The 16,116-nt window shown below is 37.7% G+C and carries 14 protein-coding genes and 2 pseudogenes; 10 read left to right on the plus strand and 6 right to left on the minus strand.

Annotated features, from left to right (window positions below; genetic code table 11):
- Positions 1-26: 26 nt before the first annotated feature.
- Positions 27-2,702 (minus strand): DNA mismatch repair protein MutS, encoded by a 2,676-nt coding sequence (mutS, locus tag HV560_RS02070; protein ID WP_176812047.1) that lies wholly within the window; start codon positions 2,700-2,702, stop codon positions 27-29.
- A gap of 188 nt (positions 2,703-2,890) precedes the next feature.
- Between mutS and HV560_RS02075 the strand changes: the two genes are divergently transcribed.
- A complete protein-coding gene (locus HV560_RS02075; protein ID WP_176812048.1) occupies positions 2,891-4,171 on the plus strand; it encodes a tyrosine-type recombinase/integrase in 1,281 nt (426 codons plus the stop codon).
- A 7-nt stretch (positions 4,172-4,178) separates the two neighbouring features.
- On the opposite strand, the pseudogene HV560_RS02080 reads toward HV560_RS02075, so the two are convergent.
- From HV560_RS02080 to HV560_RS02090, 3 genes and pseudogenes are all read right to left on the minus strand, one after another.
- Positions 4,179-5,324 (minus strand): annotated as a pseudogene (locus tag HV560_RS02080) (DNA translocase FtsK); the annotation flags it as partial.
- Between the two features lie 347 nt (positions 5,325-5,671).
- A complete protein-coding gene (locus HV560_RS02085; RefSeq protein ID WP_176807771.1) occupies positions 5,672-6,046 on the minus strand; it encodes a hypothetical protein in 375 nt (124 codons plus the stop codon).
- A 6-nt stretch (positions 6,047-6,052) separates the two neighbouring features.
- Positions 6,053-6,556, minus strand: coding sequence for a hypothetical protein (locus HV560_RS02090; RefSeq protein ID WP_176807772.1), 504 nt, complete (start codon positions 6,554-6,556; stop codon positions 6,053-6,055).
- Positions 6,557-6,663: 107 nt separating this feature from the next.
- On the opposite strand from HV560_RS02090, the gene HV560_RS02095 reads away from it, so the two are divergent.
- Together HV560_RS02095 and HV560_RS02100 are read left to right on the plus strand one after the other, a co-directional pair.
- Entirely contained in the window at positions 6,664-7,032 is a 369-nt protein-coding gene (locus HV560_RS02095; protein WP_176809463.1) for a helix-turn-helix domain-containing protein, read from the plus strand.
- A gap of 53 nt (positions 7,033-7,085) precedes the next feature.
- A complete protein-coding gene (locus HV560_RS02100; protein ID WP_176807774.1) occupies positions 7,086-7,541 on the plus strand; it encodes a hypothetical protein in 456 nt (151 codons plus the stop codon).
- Here HV560_RS02100 and HV560_RS02105 read toward each other — a convergent pair.
- Entirely contained in the window at positions 7,531-7,938 is a 408-nt protein-coding gene (locus HV560_RS02105) for a hypothetical protein (protein WP_159628786.1), read from the minus strand. The two genes, HV560_RS02100 and HV560_RS02105, sit on opposite strands and share 11 nt — an antisense overlap.
- A gap of 145 nt (positions 7,939-8,083) precedes the next feature.
- Between HV560_RS02105 and HV560_RS02110 the strand changes: the two genes are divergently transcribed.
- The 6 genes and pseudogenes from HV560_RS02110 (at position 8,084) to HV560_RS02135 (ending at position 13,414) form a co-directional block, all read left to right on the plus strand.
- Positions 8,084-8,326, plus strand: coding sequence for an AlpA family transcriptional regulator (locus HV560_RS02110; RefSeq protein ID WP_176807775.1), 243 nt, complete (start codon positions 8,084-8,086; stop codon positions 8,324-8,326).
- Positions 8,327-8,336: 10 nt separating this feature from the next.
- Entirely contained in the window at positions 8,337-9,380 is a 1,044-nt protein-coding gene (locus tag HV560_RS02115; RefSeq protein WP_176812049.1) for a hypothetical protein, read from the plus strand.
- 333 nt (positions 9,381-9,713) lie between these two features.
- Complete coding sequence (locus HV560_RS02120; protein WP_176812050.1) at positions 9,714-10,343, plus strand: BamJ family beta-barrel-assembly machinery protein; 630 nt, start codon at positions 9,714-9,716, stop codon at positions 10,341-10,343.
- 70 nt (positions 10,344-10,413) lie between these two features.
- Positions 10,414-10,932 carry a protein disulfide oxidoreductase gene (locus tag HV560_RS02125; protein WP_176809461.1) on the plus strand — a complete coding sequence of 173 codons (519 nt, stop codon included), beginning with the start codon at positions 10,414-10,416 and terminating at the stop codon, positions 10,930-10,932.
- Between the two features lie 78 nt (positions 10,933-11,010).
- Positions 11,011-12,332: pseudogene (locus tag HV560_RS02130) on the plus strand (IS3 family transposase).
- Between the two features lie 146 nt (positions 12,333-12,478).
- Positions 12,479-13,414 (plus strand): hypothetical protein, encoded by a 936-nt coding sequence (locus tag HV560_RS02135; RefSeq protein WP_176812051.1) that lies wholly within the window; start codon positions 12,479-12,481, stop codon positions 13,412-13,414.
- Between the two features lie 87 nt (positions 13,415-13,501).
- Here the strand turns inward: HV560_RS02135 and HV560_RS02140 are convergent, their stop codons facing one another.
- Complete coding sequence (locus HV560_RS02140; RefSeq protein WP_176812052.1) at positions 13,502-14,566, minus strand: MFS transporter; 1,065 nt, start codon at positions 14,564-14,566, stop codon at positions 13,502-13,504.
- Positions 14,567-14,756: 190 nt separating this feature from the next.
- On the opposite strand from HV560_RS02140, the gene mnmE reads away from it, so the two are divergent.
- A complete protein-coding gene (gene mnmE, locus HV560_RS02145) occupies positions 14,757-16,115 on the plus strand; it encodes a tRNA uridine-5-carboxymethylaminomethyl(34) synthesis GTPase MnmE (protein WP_176812818.1) in 1,359 nt (452 codons plus the stop codon).
- The last annotated feature ends 1 nt before the right edge of the window (position 16,116 follow it).

Consider the following 16,116-nt stretch of genomic DNA (forward strand, 5'->3'; position numbering starts at 1 on the left):
CCGCCCTGTTTAAGGGGCGATTTTGCTTAATTATCTAATAACTTCTTCAATTGGTATAACGCATCTAACGCTTGTTTTGGCGTGAGTTCATCGGGTTGGATTGCTTTAAGGGCTTTTTCTAGATCGCTTTCTTCTGCAAGCGGTCGAATATTACTCGCTACGCTCGTGCCTTCGGAGCCGTTGGCAAAGCCAACGTTCAAACACAAGTGTTTGTCATCATTTTTTTGCAAATCATCGGAGAAGTCAGCTGCAAAAAGCAAATCCGCCTGTGGGTGTTCATTGGCTTGTTTGGTTTGGTGGGAGATTTCTTCTAAATGTGCCAAACGTTGTTTTGCCAATTGAATAACCTGCTTTGGCACACCTGCAAGTGCTGCTACCGCCAAGCCATAACTTTTACTTGCAGCCCCCTCTTGCACTGAGTGCATAAAGGCAATCGTATCGTTGTGTTCACGTGCATCTAAATGTACATTTGCTACACCTTTAAATTGATGTGGTAGCCCTGTTAACTCAAAATAGTGGGTAGCAAAGAGGGTTAAAGATTGTATTTTCTTCGCTAACCATTCCGCACACGCCCAAGCAAGCGATAAACCATCATAGGTGGACGTACCTCGCCCAATTTCATCAATCAATACAAGGCTTTTTTCTGTGGCTTGGTGTAAAATATTCGCCATTTCAGTCATCTCAACCATAAAGGTTGAACGTCCAGAAGCTAAATCATCACTAGCACCAATACGAGTGAAAATGCGATCAATCGGACCTATCTCCGCACTTTCTGCTGGCACAAAACTGCCGATATACGCCATTAGCGTAATCAATGCAATTTGTCGCATATAAGTGCTTTTCCCTCCCATATTCGGACCCGTTACAATCAATAAATGACGCTGGGCATTCAAAAATACTGGATTAGCAATAAATGGATCCGTTAAGACTTGCTCAACCACAGGGTGTCTTCCACCTTTGATATTAACCACTCTCGTTTGGCTAAATGTTGGACAAACATAATTTAAACTCTCCGCTCGTTCAGCCAAATTAGTCAGCACATCAAGCGTTGATAACGCCATTGCCGCCAGTTGTAACTCGCCTAATCGTGGCATCAAAATATCGAACAATTCGTCATAAAGTTGTTTTTCTAATGCAAGCGATGCCCCTTTCGCCTTTAATACTTTATCTTCATAGGTCTTAAGTTCAGGAATAATATACCGCTCGGCATTTTTAAGCGTTTGGCGACGAACGTAGTGAATAGGGGCTTTGTGAGCCTGCCCTTGACTAATTTGAATATAGTAGCCGTGTACTGCATTAAAACCGATTTTAAGGGAATCAATACCTGTGCTTTCACGCTCACGAATTTCCAGATTCTCCAAATATTGCGTTGCTCCGTCTGAAAGCTCTCTCCATTCATCAAGCTCGGCATTGTAACCTTCGGCGATCACACCACCATCACGCATAAGCTGTGGCGGATTTTCAATCATCGCACGTTCAAGCAAATCGTGTAGCTCACTAAAATCCGCGACTTGAGATAACAACTTATCTAAACTAGCGGTCAGATTTTGCGAATTTTTTGCAATTTCAGGCAATTGTGCTAATGCGGTGCGTAAACGAGTAAGATCTCGAGGACGAGCCGATCGTAGTGCAACACGTGCTAAAATCCGCTCCATATCGCCTACTTGCTGCAGCAAAGGTTGCAGCTCGCTCACTCGATCATATTGAACAAACGCCGCGATGGTCTGCTGCCTTCCTTCTAGTTTGGCATAATCTCGAATCGGTTGATGAATCCAACGCTTGAGCAAACGGCTCCCCATCGGGGTAACACACTTATCCAACACCGCAGCTAACGTATTTTCTGTGCCACCTGCGAGATTTTGTGTTAGCTCTAAATTACGGCGAGTGGCTGCATCTAATAATATGGTATCGCTATGTTGTGCCAATTTAATGGAATTAATATGAGGCAATGCGGTGCGTTGAGTTTCTTGGGCATAATGCAACACGCACCCAGCCGCACAAAGTGCTATCACAGCTTTTTCTACGCCAAATCCAGCGAGGCTTTGCGTACCAAATTGGCGATTTAATAACTGAATAGCTGTCACCAATTCAAATTCCCAAACAGGGCGACGACGTAAACCTTTATAATTGTTTAAAATGCTCGCAGCCGAAAAATCTTCTGCATACAGGATTTCCGCTGGCTGTAAACGCTGCAATTCCGCCGCCAACGCCTCTTTGCTCGGCAATTCGCTCATTAAAAACCGCCCAGAAGTCATATCTAAAGAAGCAATCGCAAAAGTGCCTTTTTCTTCATATACCGCTGCAACCAAGTTGTCTTGACGTTCAGGTAACAAGGCTTCGTCACTCACTGTTCCTGGCGTTACAATTCTAACGACTTTGCGTTCAACTGGTCCTTTTGAAGTGGTAGGGTCGCCCACTTGCTCGCAAATCGCTACACTCTCGCCTAATGCCACCAGCTTTGCTAAATACCCCTCCACCGCGTGATACGGCACACCCGCCATCGGAATCGGCTCGCCTGCCGACTGCCCACGCTTGGTCAATGAAATATCCAACAATGCAGCTGCTCTTTTTGCATCATCATAAAATAGCTCATAAAAATCGCCCATTCGATAGAATAATAAAATATCAGGATTTTGGGCTTTAAGTTGCAAATATTGCATCATCATTGGGGTATGCTGTGTGTTTTTTTCGTTTAAATTCATCTTGTTGTATTAGTTAATATATTGATATTAAATGATTTTATCAAACATATAGGATCTATATCGTTTCTTAAGATTCCATAAAGTCTCATAAAAACCTATGCTTAAATATAGGTTTATTTGTAGGTTATCATAACCCGTAGTATAATATATGTACACAAATAAGCACTTTTCTTTCAAGGAGCTATTTTATGAGTAATGATGTAAAAAAGCCATTAACAACAAAAACAATTGAGATGATGAAACCTAAGGATCAGGATAAAGCCGATGTTGGGGAATACTCAGGATTAAGAGTCACCTGCGGTAAAACTGGTATAAAAACTTTCTTTTATCGTTATTCAAGCCCGATAACAAAGAAACTTACGCAAGTGAAAATAGGTTCATTCCCTACTGTTAGTTTAGCAGATGCAAGGAAACAACTTAAAGAGTTAAAACATATTCGGCTTGCTGGTCGCTGCCCTGCCACAGAACTAAAAGCCTACAAGAAAGAACAAGCCAGTAAAGAAAAACAGCAACAATTTTACGTTAAAGATCTTATAGAACTCTATTTATCCCAATATATTGAAGATCATTATAGTAAAAATGGGCGTTTAATTGCTGGGGCAAGGAAACCAAAAGGGCAAGATGAAGTTCGCCGAACTTTACATAATGATGTAGTAATTCCCTTTGGGGATAGATTAGCATCTTCAATGACGAGAAAAGAAATTGCAGAACATATTTTAAGAATCGTAAATGAGCGAGGCGCTCAAGTTCAAGCAGGTAATGTGCTACGAGAATGGATTTCTGCCTATCGTTTTGCAATTGGATTAGATAAGTTTGATGAAAACTTTGTTAATCCTGCATTTTTAGCAAAAGAAAGCCTAAGAATGACAGCAGTTAAGCTAACTAATAATAAGGGAACAAGAGCCTTTGATCATCGGGAGCTTGAGATATTCTTAAGATGGATAAGAAATTCACGTTTTACGGAAAAAATACAGAATGTTTTCCTATTAACTCTCTTAACAGGTTGCAGAACAGGGGAAATCTGTGCGATATCTTGGGATGATATTGATCTAGAGATGAAAACGATTTTCTTACGAGAAACTAAAACTGGTACATCTCGTTATGTTCAATTATCTACTCAAGCAGTAGAACTAATAAAAACCTTTGATCGTTCTACTAAATATCTATTTCAAATGAGATTACAAGAAAAACCAATTCAGCAAAAATACCTAACAGAAAGGACTTGGACACTCAGAAAAAACGGTTTGATGCTAGATATTGCCCACTGGTCTCCACACGATCTACGTAGAACGGTTCGTACTGGTTTGGCAAGGTTAGGCTGTCCAAATGAAGTGGGCGAAGCAATTCTAGGTCATTCAAAGAAAGGGATTGAAGGAACGTATAACCTACATTCTTATGATAAAGAATGTAGGATTTGGCTACAAAAGTGGGCAGATTACCTAGATGATTTACTAACAGAACAAGAATAGGAAGTTTCTATCTCGCCAGCACTTCTCGCTTTCCGCCCTTGCCCGGCTCGGAAACAATGCCTTGAGCTTCCATTTGATCGACAATTCTCGCCGCTCGGTTAAAGCCCAGTGAGAATCGGCGTTGAATATTACTAATAGAAACAGAACCAGTCTCAATAATATATTCCACCACCTCATCAAATAGCGGATCTAACTCGCCGCCTGCATTGTCATTTTTAGCATCATTATCCTCTGATTTTGATTCCACAATGCTATCCAGATAATTTGGTTTGCCTCTTGCTCGCCAGTTAGCTGCCACACGTTGCACTTCGTCGTCTTTCATAAACGCACCGTGTACACGGATAATATCAGGACTACCTTCTCCAGAGTAAAGCATATCGCCTCTCCCTAATAAGGCCTCCGCACCACCAGAATCTAAAATTGTTCTTGAATCGATTTGGCTGGCAACGGTAAACGCAATTCGGCTTGGGATATTTGCCTTAATTACTCCTGTAATTACATCCGTTGAAGGGCGTTGTGTTGCAAGAATTAAGTGAATACCTACTGCCCTTGCTTTTTGGGCAAATCGCATAATATACTCTTCTACTTCTTTGCCAGCAGACATCATTAAATCGGCAAACTCGTCCACAATTAACACAATATAGCTCAATTTCTGTAGTGGCGGCGGTAAGCTATCCATTGAGTCGCCCGGTCTCCAAGTTGGATCAGGAATTGGTAAGTTCATCGCCGCAGCTTGGTCAATTTTCGCATTGTAGCCTTCAATATTACGCACTTGTAGATGGCTTACTAAAATATAGCGGCGCTCCATTTCTTCTACCGCCCAGCGTAACGCATTGGCTGCCTTTTTCATATCGGTTACCACAGGCGTTAATAAGTGTGGAGTATCGTTATAAATAGAAAGCTCCACCACTTTAGGATCAATCATAATAAAGCGAACTTGTTCTGGAGAAAGTTTAAACAAGAGGCTTAAAATCATCGTGTTCACTCCAAGTGATTTACCACCGCCCGTTTGCCCAGACATCAGTAAATGAGGAGTTTTGGCTAAATCAATTACAACAGGCTCACCTTTTGTATCTACGCCTAAAGCTATCGGTAGTTTAGCATTACTGCCGATAAAAGCTTCTGAACAGATCACATCTTTTAGTGAAATTGTATGGCGGTTATTGTGTGGAATTTCCAAAGAGAACGTACCAAAATCACTCGGAATCATTCTTACTACACGAACATTCAATATTTCTGCCCATTTCTTAGGATTAGAAAGTTGATTGATTACGTTACTTTCTAGGCTATCAAGTTCTAATTTGATATGGTAAGTAATTACCACTGGACCGACAATGTAACTGATATTGGCATTCGTGATACCCAATGTAGATAGAGCTTTCTCCATATCAGGTAACTTCACATTGTAATCCTTCTCTAATAAGTCTATCGGTAATAACAGATTGTCTAAAAACATAAAAAACCTCTGGATGGTTAATTAAAAAAATCTAGGTCGTTTTCCTACGGCTCAACTTGGTTGATATAAATATCTCTACACTCTATTTTTCCATCATTGTGGGCATAAAAGTAACCCTCAAAATACCAAAACTCTCCATCAAATGAAGTCTCTAGCTGTATTGTAGAATTATCTACATCGGGTTTATTTGAAATTAAATTAAAAGCTAATGGATTAGAAGGATCTCGTTTACCCATAAATGTTACGAAAGTCGTCGGCTGACCATCATCTAGCTCATACTCAATTTTAATCCTTAATTCTTCGGTACTACTGTCAAATTTTATCTCGCATAGGTAAGGCTCTCCCCATACAGATTTATCACTTCCTTCTTCATACTCTAGAACTTCAGCAACAATATCCAAATCTTCTAATAATTGCATATAAAATTACTCGTCATTATTAGTAATACGTAGGTTACTAGTACGAAATACTTCGCCATTCCAAGAAATCACATCATCAATTCCTTGTTGGGCAAGATAGATACGTTTTTCACGCTCTTCTCCAGAAGACTTAAACCAATAACTAATAAGTGTAATAGGGCTCGGAATCGTTCGAGTATTTTTTTTATTGATGGTAGGTTCTAAATAATAAGTAAGTAATTTTTCAGATTTATCTAAGTAATACGAGAGTTCTTCGTCAGAAACCGAAGGTAATAAACCTAACCAAATTTCTCTCTCCCTAGTAATAAAATGTGCTCGATGATGCCTACCTAAACGCTTAGCATAAGTTTGGTATTCTGTTTTACCACAATATTGAATATTTGCCACTCGATCTCCTTTTTGCTTACCAGTAATTAGATATAACCCCTTTTTAGCTCCCCATTCTGAACCAATAACTTTATCTAACTCAAACGGACCAAACCAATGAATTAATGCAAGTACGTGTTTCATAAAAAATCCTTAATTAAATAAAAAAACCAAAAGATACTATAACCGATATTTTTAAAAGAGTAAAACAATAACAAAATAGTAATAAAAGATAAATTAGGGCTTGAGTAATGTCGAAACTTTCAGTAACAGAAACAGACAGATTGGTAGGAAAACGAATTCAGCAAAAGCGAAAAGAGCTTGGGTTCAGTGCTGCAGAATTGTCTGAACAAATCGGCATAGCTCAACAACAACTTTCTCGCTATGAACGTGGAGAAAATAAGATCAATGTGGCTCATTTAGTGGAAATCGCTACTGCATTAAATACTGAAATTGGATGGTTTTTTGTTGATTGTATGTCAGAACAAAAAGACGGTAATAACCATCGTTTTATTCCTGTATCAGAAGACAGTATACGAAATCGACTAAACTCGCATTTAGATCGCTTAAGTGCAGATAAAAAACGAGGGCTTTTAGTGTTTTTGGAGACTGTTTTGTAGGTTATTTATTATATGTTAAAATATGTATATATAACCACTACTTAAAGTTAAATATGAAAGCACTATTACAAGGTGAGCTAGATTGTTTATGTGGAATTTATAGTATCGTTAATGCTGTTTATTTCGTATCAAACAAAAAACTCAGGAGAAAACCATTATTTAATGAGTTACTTCTTGCTTATATGAATAATTGGGGAATGTATGATCTCCTTACTGGTGGGATAGATATTTATCAAATGAAATATCTGCTAAACCATATAACTAACATCCATAACCATATCAAAATTACCCCCTCTACAATAAAACAGCGTTCAAAATTACTTTCTGCTATTTTATCCCACATAGAACAGCCTAATACTATCGTGCTATTCTCAACAAACTCTCATTGGAGCTTAATTCATAACTATAAAGATGAAAAACTAATGCTTTTTGATAGCTGTTCTATTGAAAGTGTAAATCTAAAAGAAATCATACCAACATCAGTATTCTTCATATCATTTATTTCTTAAGTAGTAGATACTCAATGACCAATTTTTTATTCCACCTTGTTTCTATTTCGGGAAATTTCCGGTCTAAATATGGAATTAAGTCATCTATACCAATTTCATTTTTAACTAATTTTTTATATATAAATGAGAATAGTTTTTCCAAACTTTCTTTTTTATAGGTATGGATATAGTAAGTAATAGCCAGTGATTTTATCTCACTCTTTCTGTATTTAATCTTTAATTTTTCAAAAATTGCAGTAAATCTCTTAGCTCTTTTCTCAATCTTCTTATTGATAGGTCCATAGGTATAGTAAGTTATCGTCTTAGGGAATTTCTTTTTGATGTCCTCTCTCCGCTTTTTTTGCTCTTTGCAGTTTCTTTTTTGCTCAGCAGTCTGACCTACTAAATTCTTGTGCATATTAATCCCTCTTTAAATTTAACTGACTGTCAGTTTTCAACCCATAAAAAAAGCAAAAATCCAGCTAGTTCAGACTAATTTTCCATATTTGTAAATGCATCTCGACAAAAGGTAATCCCGCCTTTTGATAACTATCGAGGTAGCTATGCAACTCATAAAACTTCGCCAAGTAATGGCAAAAACAACGTTATCAAAATCAACTATTTATCGCTTGATCAAATCATCTGATTTTCCACAACCAAAGAAACTTTCAGTAAGAGCGGTTGCGTGGTTAGAAGAAGAAATTGATGAATGGATTGTAAATAGAAAGGAGGTGTGTACTTCAAGTTCTAGTCACTCTATTAGCACGCTACAAGCATATTTATTGAATAACACTAAAACTCAATAGGAAAAGAATTATGAAAAATGCTGTATTATTGAATATAAATGCTGTTTATAGAAAAAATAACTTTATCTATGTAGGTTCTTTCTACAAATACCCTATTTATATGGGAATTGATAAATTTTCTTTTGTTTCAGATATAACCCCAGCTAAAGACTTTTGGGATATATATAAGAAGTTCGATAGGCTAACTGTTATTGAATCTAGTAACTATAATGTATCTCAAATTAAAGTTAAACATTATAGACGTTGTATTAAGATTACCTCTATGAGAAACCCAGATTTCTATATGCTTTTATCCTACGATTTCTCAAGAAAACTTAGTACCCCAGCAGTTAGATTTGAGCTATCTCCGCAATATGCAAGGAAGAATGATATACCGAATGTGATTAAATGGTTAAAAAAACATATTGGAGGAGAAGCTATCGATATGCTTTTCCAAAATGGTAAAATAACCCGAATGGATATGACTCTTGATATACACGGCAAGAAGTTTTTAAAAAATTTCTACTTCTCAATTCCTAATGCCAAAACAGGGAAAAATTTCTTAGATAATAAAGATAATTGTAAGCACAACTACGCTATTGGTTCTAAACGTTCTAGTAATTATCTTTTAGTATATGAGAAATTAAAGGTTGTAAAAATTAGTGATGTTTGTGAAAAGAACATAAGAGTTAAGAAAAAGCATATTAAGCAACACATTACCCGATTAGAATTAAGAATAAAGCCTTTAGCCCAGAAACCTCTCTTATTATCAGAGGTTTCAATGTTGGAGAATCCATTTAATCAAATTCTTATTTATAGGAGAGCAAAAATAGCATTTAAATTCCAAGATTTTCTTCATTATATAAAACAAGAGAAAAGCCTTCCTCTAGCTATAAGTTCCTATATGCAGAATAAAGAAAATGGAGATAAAAAGGAGAATCGGAACACAAGGCTTAAAATGAACAGACTTCTTGAAAAATGCAAAAGTAAGTTTATACTTAATATTGAATGGGCTAAATACCCAATGATAATCGATAATACTATCAGGCATTTTATCCCTCCTCTTCAGAGATAACTTCATTTCTTAACAATAAAAGCTACATAAGTGTAGGTTATTATGTAGCTTTTCATTTCAAAAGCGTGCCACCCCCTGTAAATCAAGCAACATAGCCTTAATTATCAGGTGTGAGCGGAGAGTTCTTTCGTCATTGATTGTTTGGTTCGTGAGAAATCATTGCCTGCTAGTTTAGCAGATTCAAGAGTTGGAAAAAACAAGCGGTCATTTTCTTGCAAAATTTTGCAAAAAATTAACCGCTTGATCTTTCTTATCTTGTATTTTCAATTTTTGCCCCCATTTAACTATCCGTATTTATTTTTAATACAAAATTCAATTTATAAGGAACAAAAAATGGCATTAGATTTCAATTCAGTTACATTAGACTCATTAGAATCAAAAGGCGGTTATGGCATCGGTTTACAAATCGGTCAGCAACTTTTAAGCAGTGGTATGGACGTAAATGCAGAAGCGGTTGCTCGCGGTATTTACGATGTATTAAATAACAATGAGCCTGCAATTAACATCAACGAAGTAACAACTGCATTACAAGAGTTAGGTCAGCGTGCTGAAGCCGCTCAAGCAGAAGCCTTTAAAGCGATTGATGCAGAAAACAAAGCCTTTTTAGAAGAAAACAAAAAAGCAAATGGCGTCATCATTACTGACAGCGGTTTACAATACGAAATTTTAACTGAAGGCACAGGCGAGAAACCCACAGCAACCTCAACCGTACGTGTTCATTACACTGGTTCATTAATTGATGGTACAGTGTTTGACAGCTCAGTAAAACGAGGTCAGCCAGCAGAATTCCCTGTAAATGGCGTAATTCGTGGTTGGACAGAAGCATTACAACTAATGCCCGTTGGCTCAAAATGGCGCTTAACCATTCCTCATGAATTAGCTTACGGTGAACGTGGTGCAGGTGCATCCATTCCCCCATTCGCTACCTTAATTTTTGAAGTAGAATTATTAGATATTCTGTAATCTCATTAACAACAAAAAGCCTGTAGAGCAACATTCACAGGTTTTTTGTCGCTTTTAGCTAAATCACATTATGACTCAAAAGAAATCGCTCATTTTTCGTTTAATGAAAAATATTTTCGTCTTTGGTGGCTTATTTATCGTGCTCAGTTTTATTGTCGATTGGTACAGAGCCCCCGCTACCCCAACCCAATTTGAACAACAAGTGCATTATGATATTCAAAATCAACCGAAAATTATTGCCCAACTTAGTCACGAAAAACCGATGTTGCTCTATTTTTGGGGAAGTTGGTGCCACTTTTGTAAAGTGGTTTCACCAAACATTCAACAGTTATCCGAAAATGGCACAGAAGTGCTAGGAGTCGCCTTAAAATCAGGTAATGATGCTGAGGTACAAAGCTATCTCAATGAAAACGGCTACACCTTTGCAACTATTAACGACCCGACAGGAGAATTTTCTCAAGGCTGGGATATTCAAGCTACACCGACTATTTTAATTATCAAAGATGGGAAAATTTTTAACCATACCACCGGTTACACCAGCTATTTAAGTTTAAAGTTAAGATTGTGGTTAGCTAAGATTCTACCTTAAAATAAAGCCCTGTAAATAAAATGATCTGACCCCAAAAAGTTAGACTCACTTTCCAACTGATTAAGGTGCAGATTTTTTATGACTAAATACCCCCAAATTTTTAAACAACAAGTCGTGGATTTCTATGTTGAACATCACGAAAATCTTCCTATAACACTTCATCATTTTGATTTATCTAGTAAAACAGTGAGACGTTGGATTGCTCAATATAAATATTCAGGTATCAATGGGTTAGCTGTCCTCCATTGTAAAAGAGCTTACTCTCCAGAATTTAAGTTTCAGGTGATTAAATCAATCCTTGATGGTTTATTTTCTGCTGAAGAGGCGACTCTTCATTTTGGTATTTCCAATAGCGGGGTAATCAGCCAATGGTTGAAAGCCTTTCGGAAAAGCGGTATAAATGGACTCCAACCAAAATCCAAAGGTCGCCCGAGTATGAAGCCTCACTATGCGAAAATGCCGCCACCGCCTAAAACAGAAGAAGACCGCCTACGCTTGCGTATTTTAGAACTAGAAGCAGAGGTAACCTATCTAAAAAAGTTAGACGAGATAATCAAAAGGGGCGAAGCCAAACGGCAGAAACAATCCAAAAGTTAAGAGAACACTATCCGTTAGCTATTCTTCTGCGAATAGCAAAGCTGGCTCGAAGTACATTCTTTTATCATCAACCCCCTAAATTAGACAAAGACAGTGAGCTCAAAAAACGGATTTGTGAAATTAAGCAGAAAGAGCCTCACTATGGTTATCGCCGAGTCACCGCAAAATTAGGCGATGTGAATCACAAACGAGTTCAACGCTTGATTCAAGTAATGGGCTGACAAGTTAGGTCGAAGAAACAACGTAAATATAACGCTTATAAAGGAGAACAAGGCAAAATCGCGCCAAATCTGTTACAAAGAAACTTTAGTGCAACTAAGCCGAATGAGAAATGGCTGACAGACATTAGCGAATTTAAAGTGAAAGAAGAGAAGCTCTATTTTTCGCCGATTTTAGATTGCTTTAACAATGAATTGGTCGCTTATCAAATGAGCCGTAGCCCAAATGGTATGCTTGTACAGAAAATGTTATGACAAGCGGTCGAAAAGCTCCCGAGAAATGCAAATCTGATATGACATTCAGACCAAGGTTTTCATTATCAAATGCATCGTTATCAGAGTCTATTAGCTAAAAATGGTATTCAGCAAAGTATGTCTGGGAAAGGGAATTGTTTAGATAATGCGGCGATGGAAAGCTTTTTTGGGCGAATGAAAACAGAATGCTTTTACGAAAAAACGTTTGAGAGTATTGATGAACTGGAACAAGTCATCAATGAATATGTTCGTTACTATAATGAAGAACGAATCCAACTAAAACTAAAAGGACTGAGTCCGATACAATATCGACATCAGTCCTTTAAATAACAGTCTAACTTTTTGGGGGCAGATCAAAAACTTACAGGGCTTTTATATGGCTATCGTACCGTTTAACGGTTAAAAAATCACATCAAATCGCACAAAAAAAAACAATGATATAATACTATTGTTTTCATTCATATAAGGAGAAATCGATGAAAAAAATAATTTTCGCAAGCATTATTACCACAACCTTTGCATTAACTGGCTGTTCCGAAAAAGATAAAGCCTACTATTTACAAAATATTGATAAGGCGGAAGCAAAAAAAACTGAATGTGAAAATAAAGCCATAGAGGCTTGGCAAAAGAAAGATGAAAATGCGGCCAAAGCTCTCCAAAAAGATGCAGAATGTCATGCTGCTATTGATGCAATCAAAGAAGATCGCAAAATCAAAGCCGAGCAAGAACGTAAGGCAGCTGAAGCAAAAGCACGAGAGGAAATTGACCGTGAAAAGGCAAAAATTAAACAAGAACTAGGGCAATCAGACTGGAAAGCCTCAGCTCACTATATTGTAAATTCAGATTGTGCAAAATATGTTAACCAATTTAGTAAAACGAGTTTTGCCATACCGCGAGATAATTATGCTTGTAAAGCTATCGAAGAAATTCATCTAGAAAATGTAGAGCTTGGCAAAAAAGAGTTAATGAAACTGCCTTATGATGAATTACTCAAACAAGAAAAAGCCTTCTGTGCAAAAGACAAGCGTCCACTTTCTGCTTGCTCCATTTGGGAAACTGCATTAGGCGAACAAGCTGAAAAAGCCTTTGAAACTCAAGATTTACCTGTATTAGAACAGCAACAATCTGAATATGCTAGTTTCAGCAACAAGAAGCCATTAAGAGTAAAAAGAGCATTTGAAAAAGTCTTAAGATCCAAAGAGCAAGCGGTTATTGAAAACTACACTAAAAATCCAGATCTGTTGAAACAAGATTACAATCAATGTGTGGAGAAGGTAAAACAAATTGGCAACCACTACAGCAAACACGAACAACGCTCAGCTGTAACCAATTTTTATCCTTGCTCACAAGCAGAAGCCGCCCGTCAAAAATTGGGATTAACTTATGATAACTTCCAAACGCCAATGGAATAAATAAAAATAAATAAGCCGTTAATGAGTTCCTGTTCACTAACGGCTTTTTATTTGCCAAAAATTGGTGAAAAACGACCGCTTGTTATCTTAAACAAAAAAAATCACGGGTACTAAATTCATCGTAATAACCGTTGTGATTGATAAAATCAACCTTGATGAGCCAAAAATAAACCCTCGATGCGTACCGTTATCAAACTTCACCAATAAATTCGCCATTGCAGTGAGAGCGAAAACTTCAACAAAGGTGAAAATCACAGTGTAAATATAGGCAGCGATTAAGGTAGCAAATTTCACCGCAACAAACCAAGGGGCAATAATCGCCACCGCTAATAAAGGCGAAACCCGAACCAGTTGCTTTTTAGTTAAGTTGATTTTACGCGAAAATGTAGATTGCAAACTTACCGTTAAAATGCCATTAATAAATAACGCAATCGGCGAATGTTCCGGTGCATTTAGCACTTTATCAAACAGATACGGAAAGATAATAAAGTACGAAGAAGCCACACTAAGTGGCACAAATAACATTAAGTGAGCAAATAAAAACTCTTTGGTCACAATTTTTTTAATGTGCGAAAATTGAAATTTCACTCCACCACTAATGCCTTCTACCGCAGAAAATGGTTTAACCATAAACGCAAATAATACCGCCTCCAAAACAAAGCAAATCCAAATCAGCGTATCAATCATTTCAAATTTTATAAATGGAATGATGATAATCGGTGCTAACATTGAAGACATACTGGTGACTTTTAAGTATTTACCTTGTAAACGCGTTTTTGTGGCATATTCATTACCTGCAAGAGCCAGTAAACAAGCTCTCGCATTTGTGCCGAACAAGCAACTGCCTAAGCCGAAACACGTTGTCGCCATCAGCAAAATGATATAGTTATCTGCCGCTAAAAACAGCATATAAGCGACAACATCCAATAAGCAGCCTAGTAACATCATCTTAGCTAAACCATAGCGATCCCCCCAAATGCCAGCAAAAATAGCCAACGCTTGGTTACAAAACAGCAGTAATGAGAGTGAAAAAGCAATTTGTGCGTTATCTAATCCTTTTCCTTCTAAATAAAAGAAAAACACACTTTGCATAGAAAAAAATGCGGTAGTAGAAATAAATCGGCGAACGAGTAATAGTTTTTCTAAAGTCATTAAATTGAGCTAAATTGTTTAAATAAGGAGCGATATTCTACTCTTTCGGCTTAAGGCGAGCAATCGGCTTTTGTTTTACCTTTGGGCCTGGTTTCGGTATTATAACCACTATTAAAAGCGGTACTATTTTGCTGACTTTTTGCAAATTTTTGATGAAATTCGACCGCTTGTAACTATTCAAGGATATAAAATGAAAGACACTATTGTTGCTCAAGCCACCCCGATTGGTCGAGGGGGCGTTGGTATTTTACGGGTTTCTGGTCCACTGGCAGAAAATGTGGCAGAAGCCGTATTAGGCAAAAAATTATCCCCCCGCATAGCCAACTATTTGCCATTTAAAGATGAAGACGGCACAGTGTTAGATCAAGGCATTGCACTATTTTTCAAAGCACCTAATTCCTTTACTGGCGAAGATGTGCTGGAGCTACAAGGGCACGGCGGTCAAGTTATTTTAGACTTGTTACTCAAACGCATTTTGCAAGTCAAAGGGCTACGCATTGCTCGTGCAGGCGAATTTTCCGAACAAGCTTTTTTAAACGACAAGCTCGATCTTGCCCAAGCAGAAGCGATTGCCGATTTAATTGATGCCACTAGCGAACAAGCGGCTCGCTCCGCTTTAAAATCACTACAAGGGGAATTTTCCCATAAAATCAATAAGTTAGTGGATTCTGTCATCTACTTACGCACTTATGTAGAGGCAGCTATCGACTTCCCTGACGAAGAAATAGATTTTTTAGCCGATGGTAAAATTGAGGCAAAATTACACGAAATTATTGCTCAATTAAATGCTGTTCGTCACGAAGCAAAACAAGGTACCATTTTGCGTGAAGGTATGAAAGTGGTAATTGCAGGTCGCCCAAATGCAGGAAAATCAAGCTTGCTCAATGCTTTAGCTGGACGAGAGGCTGCAATCGTCACCAACATTGCAGGCACAACCCGTGATGTGTTGCGTGAACATATTCACATTGATGGAATGCCGCTACACATTATTGACACAGCAGGCTTACGTGATGCCTACGATGAGGTTGAACGAATAGGTATTGCTCGTGCGTGGGACGAAATAGCTCAAGCTGATCAGGTTTTATTAATGATTGATAGCACTGAGCAACAAGCGGATCAATTCCGTAGTGAATGGGCTGATTTCTTAGCAAAACTACCTGCAAATATGCCTGTTACCGTGATTCGCAACAAAGTTGATTTATCAGGAGAGCCTGAGGGATTAATTCAAGTTGATGATTTCACTATGATTCGCCTGTCTGCTCAAACAAAAGAAGGGGTTGATTTATTGCGTGAGCATTTAAAAAAATCAATGGGCTATCAAAGCTCAACAGAAGGGGGATTTTTAGCTCGACGTCGGCATTTACAAGCACTAGAAACTGCAGCCGAACATTTAGAACGTGGACACACCCAACTGACCCGATTTTTAGCAGGCGAATTATTAGCTGAAGAATTACGATTAGTGCAGAACGCGTTAAGCGAAATCACAGGGCAATTTACCTCTGACGATCTTTTAGGCAATATCTTCAGCTCATTCTGTATTGGCAAATAAT

The organism is Mannheimia pernigra, from assembly GCF_013377995.1.
Classification (GTDB): domain Bacteria; phylum Pseudomonadota; class Gammaproteobacteria; order Enterobacterales; family Pasteurellaceae; genus Mannheimia; species Mannheimia pernigra.

Coding starts and splice junctions, on each gene's coding strand:
- mutS (WP_176812047.1), bottom strand. CDS start 2,702: ATGAATTTAAACGAAAAAAACACACAGCATACCCCAATGATGATGCAA.
- HV560_RS02075 (WP_176812048.1), top strand. CDS start 2,891: ATGAGTAATGATGTAAAAAAGCCATTAACAACAAAAACAATTGAGATG.
- HV560_RS02085 (WP_176807771.1), bottom strand. CDS start 6,046: ATGCAATTATTAGAAGATTTGGATATTGTTGCTGAAGTTCTAGAGTAT.
- HV560_RS02090 (WP_176807772.1), bottom strand. CDS start 6,556: ATGAAACACGTACTTGCATTAATTCATTGGTTTGGTCCGTTTGAGTTA.
- HV560_RS02095 (WP_176809463.1), top strand. CDS start 6,664: ATGTCGAAACTTTCAGTAACAGAAACAGACAGATTGGTAGGAAAACGA.
- HV560_RS02100 (WP_176807774.1), top strand. CDS start 7,086: ATGAAAGCACTATTACAAGGTGAGCTAGATTGTTTATGTGGAATTTAT.
- HV560_RS02105 (WP_159628786.1), bottom strand. CDS start 7,938: ATGCACAAGAATTTAGTAGGTCAGACTGCTGAGCAAAAAAGAAACTGC.
- HV560_RS02110 (WP_176807775.1), top strand. CDS start 8,084: ATGCAACTCATAAAACTTCGCCAAGTAATGGCAAAAACAACGTTATCA.
- HV560_RS02115 (WP_176812049.1), top strand. CDS start 8,337: ATGAAAAATGCTGTATTATTGAATATAAATGCTGTTTATAGAAAAAAT.
- HV560_RS02120 (WP_176812050.1), top strand. CDS start 9,714: ATGGCATTAGATTTCAATTCAGTTACATTAGACTCATTAGAATCAAAA.
- HV560_RS02125 (WP_176809461.1), top strand. CDS start 10,414: ATGACTCAAAAGAAATCGCTCATTTTTCGTTTAATGAAAAATATTTTC.
- HV560_RS02135 (WP_176812051.1), top strand. CDS start 12,479: ATGAAAAAAATAATTTTCGCAAGCATTATTACCACAACCTTTGCATTA.
- HV560_RS02140 (WP_176812052.1), bottom strand. CDS start 14,566: ATGACTTTAGAAAAACTATTACTCGTTCGCCGATTTATTTCTACTACC.
- mnmE (WP_176812818.1), top strand. CDS start 14,757: ATGAAAGACACTATTGTTGCTCAAGCCACCCCGATTGGTCGAGGGGGC.